Origin of the sequence: Microbacterium sp. CCH5-D1, assembly GCF_001557335.1 — a bacterium.
GTDB lineage: Bacteria > Actinomycetota > Actinomycetes > Actinomycetales > Microbacteriaceae > Microbacterium > Microbacterium oxydans.
Map to the genome: position 1 here is coordinate 1 of NZ_LSJW01000102.1, position 372 is coordinate 372.

Annotated in this window: 1 protein-coding gene; it reads left to right on the forward strand. The window is 71.8% G+C overall.

The features are described 5' to 3' along the window. The coding region (locus tag AX744_RS07035) for a TraM recognition domain-containing protein (RefSeq protein WP_157543536.1) at window positions 1-372 on the forward strand (372 nt) is incomplete at both ends.

The window sequence follows — 372 nt, forward strand, 5'->3', positions numbered from 1 at the left end:
ACCCGAGGACGCGCGACTCCATCTGGCAGGGCGTGTCACTGTCGCTGAGCGCCCTGGCCGACCCGCGCGTGCTCGATGCGGTCTCACCTGGCGCGGGCGAAGACTTCGACCCGGAGAAGTTCATCCTCTCGCGCGGCACCCTCTACCTGCTCGCCACCGGCGCGGGCGCGGGCGCGAGTGCCGCGCTCGTGGCGGCGTTCGTGGAAGACCTCGTCGAGGCAGCCCGCCGCGTAGCGGCACGCTCACCTGGCGCACGCCTCGACCCGCCCCTGCTGCTGGCCTTGGACGAGATCGCCAACCTCAGCCCGCTTCCCAGCCTGCCGACACTCATGTCGGAGGGAGGCGGAACGGGAATCACCGCCATGCCCGTGC